General features: G+C 39.4%; 4 protein-coding genes. All 4 read right to left on the bottom strand.

Translation table 11 applies throughout. The annotated features are described in order from the left end of the window. Positions 1-62: 62 nt before the first annotated feature. Positions 63-1,058, bottom strand: a complete 996-nt coding sequence (gene wzzB, locus MES37_RS23730) for an LPS O-antigen chain length determinant protein WzzB (protein WP_237932766.1) — start codon at positions 1,056-1,058, stop codon at positions 63-65. Positions 1,059-1,294: 236 nt separating this feature from the next. After that, a complete protein-coding gene (gndA, locus tag MES37_RS23725) occupies positions 1,295-2,704 on the bottom strand; it encodes an NADP-dependent phosphogluconate dehydrogenase (RefSeq protein ID WP_237932765.1) in 1,410 nt (469 codons plus the stop codon). A gap of 131 nt (positions 2,705-2,835) precedes the next feature. Further along, the gene (locus tag MES37_RS23720) at positions 2,836-3,753 is read right to left on the bottom strand and encodes a glycosyltransferase family 2 protein (protein WP_237932764.1); all 918 of its coding nucleotides are present in this window, start codon (positions 3,751-3,753) and stop codon (positions 2,836-2,838) included. Then, positions 3,750-4,314, bottom strand: a 565-nt coding sequence (locus MES37_RS23715; RefSeq protein ID WP_237932763.1) for a hypothetical protein, incomplete at its 5' end; no start/stop codon positions are given. The genes MES37_RS23720 and MES37_RS23715, both read right to left, overlap by 4 nt.

The raw sequence follows: 4,314 nt of genomic DNA, 5'->3' as shown, positions 1-4,314 counted from the left end.
CTTCTTATGAAGTGGCTTCAATTAGAAAATATTACTCTATTCACAATGAAACAGGCACATTATTACGCTGTCAATTTGCGATCACGCATAGCATTTTGGCCTAGTACAACTCCAGAGCCAAGAATCAAACCAAACAGAATCGCCAGTGCTATTGTTAGACCGCTTTTTGGGCTATCGCGTCGTATTGGTAGGCTAGGTTTCATAACGTAGCGGAAAGAGTACGTCGTATCTGGTTTAGATTTCAATGCACTAATTGCTAACAAAGTTTGTCGTGCATTGAAGTAAGAATCATCTAACGGTAGTGGACGCGTCGATTCATTCTTAATGATTGATGAAAGCGCATCGCTACCCAAAACAAACAAGGTATCTTCGGACAACGTTTCAGCCTGCTGAACCAGGGTATTCTTGATGTTGGATTGCTGTGCAACAATCAGTGCCTGGTTAAGAATCTCCAATCGCTTATCTTTTCTCTCTTGAGCTATTTTCTCTTTAGTCGCTAAATCAACTTTCAGATCATCAATTTTAGAATTGATACTGGTTGTTAAGTCATCATCCAGTTCAGTAACTACACGTTTGTTTATTTGTTGTAGATAGGTTGTGAGTGTTTTTTGCGCTTCCGCGGCACTTGTTGCCACATAACTAACTTTCAGTGGGGATGGTTGATCTTTAACCGATTGCACAATTGTTAATTTCTCACGCTCTTCTTGATTATCTAATTGCTCGGACAATGCTGACAATGCTGAGTTAAAGCGCCCAAAAAAACGCTGCTGTATTTCAACTACAGTAGGAGTACTGGACGGAGTCTGCCCATAAAGGATAGACATTGCATTGTTGTAATTTGCTATCTGACCAGAATCCGGCAACGTGATGATAGCCTCAGAGGTCCATTTCTCTTTAGCAACAAACAAATAGATAACAGCAATAACTACAGCAGCGATAACGAAAGCAAGGATGGTGATTTTTCCTTTCCTTAACTGCACTAAAATATCTATTAAATCAATTGTTTCAGTTGATTCGCCAACGTGGTTTTTAACCGCATTATTGTTATCTGGATTCATGATTACCCTAATCGAAATTGTTCAGAGATGTAATTGCTTACGCCGTTAGTATAACAAGAGTTGTCAAAATATACGTTTGAAAAAGTACTTAGCTATAGCGCAACACGTCTTAACCGTCGTTAACAATACGTTGCATTTCCTACAGAGTATCAACTATAGACTAAGAAATATAACGGAACAGTCTTATAAAAAACGGTCCCCGAAAGGACCGCTTAAGAAAGCACCTGATATGACTTTTACTCAAGCCATTCGGTATGGAATACACCTTCTTTATCTGTACGCTTATAAGTGTGCGCACCAAAATAATCACGTTGAGCCTGAATCAGGTTGGCAGGCAGAACAGCTGAACGATAACTGTCATAGTAAGAGATAGCAGCAGAGAATGTTGGTGTTGGAATACCATTCTGAATCGCGTAGGAAACTACATCACGCAGCGCCTGCTGATATTCGTCAGCAATTTGCTGGAAGTATGGTGCTAACAACAAGTTTGCAATGGCTGGGTTTTCGGCATATGCATCAGTGATTTTCTGCAAGAACTGTGCACGGATAATACAGCCCGCACGGAATATCTTAGCAATCTCACCATAGTTGAGATCCCAGTTATTCTCTTCAGATGCTGCACGTAACTGGGAGAAACCTTGAGCATAAGAAACGATTTTACCCAGGTAAAGAGCGCGACGAACTTTCTCTGCGAACTCAGTTTTATCACCTACAAATGGCTGAACCTGAGGACCGGACAGTACTTTAGAAGCTGCAACACGTTGTTCTTTCAACGAAGAAATGTAGCGAGCAAACACAGATTCAGTGATCAATGACAGAGGTTCGCCAAGATCCAGTGAACTCTGGCTGGTCCATTTACCAGTACCTTTGTTGGCAGCTTCATCAAGAATCACATCAACCAGATATTTACCATCTTCATCTTTCTTAGTGAAGATATCTTTAGTGATGTCAATGAGGTAGCTACTCAGTTCACCTTTATTCCAGTCAGTAAAGGTTGAAGCCAACTCTTCGTTAGACAGATTCAGACCATGTTTCAATAGAGAATAGGCTTCAGCAATCAGCTGCATATCGCCATATTCGATACCATTGTGAACCATCTTTACATAATGACCAGCACCGTCCGCACCGATATAGGTCACACAAGGTTCCCCATCTTCAGCTACAGCCGCGATCTGTTTAAGAATTGGTGCCACAAGTTCATATGCCGCTTTTTGACCGCCAGGCATGATGGATGGGCCTTTTAATGCGCCCTCTTCACCACCTGACACACCTGTGCCAATGAAGTTGAAACCTTCAGAAGACAGTTCACGGTTACGACGGATAGTATCCAGGAAGAAGGTATTACCACCATCAATGAGGATATCACCCTTCTCAAGATATGGCTTAAGGGAATCAATGGTTTTGTCCGTGGCTTCACCAGCTTTAACCATCAACAAAATACGACGAGGAGTTTCGAGGGATCCCACAAACTCTTTAACTGTGTAATAAGGAACCAGCTTCTTGCCCGGATTCTCCGCGATTACTTCTTCAGTTTTGTCGCCTGAGCGGTTGAACACGGAAACGGTATAGCCACGGCTTTCGATATTAAGCGCCAGATTGCGCCCCATCACTGCCATACCTACAACGCCGATCTGCTGTTTGGACATTACATACTCCTGTCAGGTGAGATTATCATGCCGGTAAAACCGGTTACTTTATTTTTAGCATATCAGATTTAGACAAAACGCGAAAACTGAGTGAGGGGATAACATAAAACTTGTAGTAATTGAGGACCAGCTTATCTCTGGTGCCAATAATTTTTATACATACTCAAGCGTGGCAACCAAGTTTTTGGTAAAGCTTGCCAGTGACTTCCAATTTTAAAACCTAAAAACTTAGCTCCAGTATATAATAAAGCTACAGGAATCCATACAGGGTTATGCTTAAGCAAATATTTAAACTCTGAAATTACAAAGCGTTTTCCTTCGCCAGATAATCTGCCAAAATCATTTTGTATCCAATGTTCAGTCGAATGAAAAACACCCGTATCAAAATAACGTTTAAATTCTTGAAGAAAACTATAGTTATGAGAATGGCGTACACGAGCCTCAGCACAATAACCAACTTTTTTGCCGTTTAGTAAAAATTTAGCAGCTACATACATATCTTCTGCAAGAATAGTGTCCAAGGGGAACCCACCAATACTAAGCAAATCTATGGTACGGTATGCTGAAAATGAATTAGACATAAAAGCGGCTTTCACCCCCATTACTGAAATATCTTTTCTTGTTTTTATTTTTGACTGATTTGGATAATTAAAATAACGCGCATGCTGTGCTAATGGGTTTGCATCATGATGAGGTAACTGGCGACCACAGACAGCCGAGATATCTTCATCCGCACCAAAAAATGATATTATATTACCCAATTCCTTAGGTGAATTAAGAATTGCATCTTGCGTTAAAAAGACTAAAAAATCAAACTCAGAAACTAATTGAGCGGCTTTATTTCTTGTACCTCCATGATTAAACTGCTCAGCGGGAATAATATGTATATGCCTCGTATACTCACCAGCGATATCAACGGTATTATCAGAGGATGATGAATCAATAATTAATATCTTATCTGGCTGTATATCTTGTTCGGCGATAGCTTGTAGACATTTATTAAAAAGCTCACCGCCATTATAGGTCGGAATTATGACACAAAAACTCATTTCCAATACCCCTTTGCATGAGCCAAAGCGTAACCAAATGCTTTGCTTATGCTGCAACCAGCTGCGCTTAGCATTAAAAAAATACCGAAGAAATTTAATACTATTTTTTTAAAAAGTATATTATCACCGAACATTGCAATTTTATTGATTCGAACTCTTTTCGTAATGCTTTCAAACGACTCATTATGTGAGTGAGCTATTTCTAACATTGGTAAATAATAGATATTCACTCCTTCTTTTAATCTACTAACAGCCCACAGATAATCCTCACTGGCAATAACATTTGGAAATGGCCTATCCACAGCGAATTCCTTCTTGAAAAAAGAACCAGCATTACTGAATCGAAGCTTTTTATAATCATTAATAGTAAATATCTTATAATCATGACCATTAGGAAAACTTTTATTGAGACTTAGTACATCATATAATGAATACCCATTATTATGATTTACAAGTTGCCTGAAGTATCCACACTCCGAGCCATTAATTATAAAATCCCCTAATCGCTGAAGAAAATCATTACCAATTAATTCAATATGTGCGGATAAAAGGATGCAATAC

This window comes from Buttiauxella sp. S19-1, assembly GCF_022134725.1.
Lineage (GTDB): Bacteria > Pseudomonadota > Gammaproteobacteria > Enterobacterales > Enterobacteriaceae > Buttiauxella > Buttiauxella ferragutiae.
The sequence above is the reverse complement of the archived record's forward strand: the minus strand, read 5'-3'. Positions and strand labels throughout refer to the sequence as shown.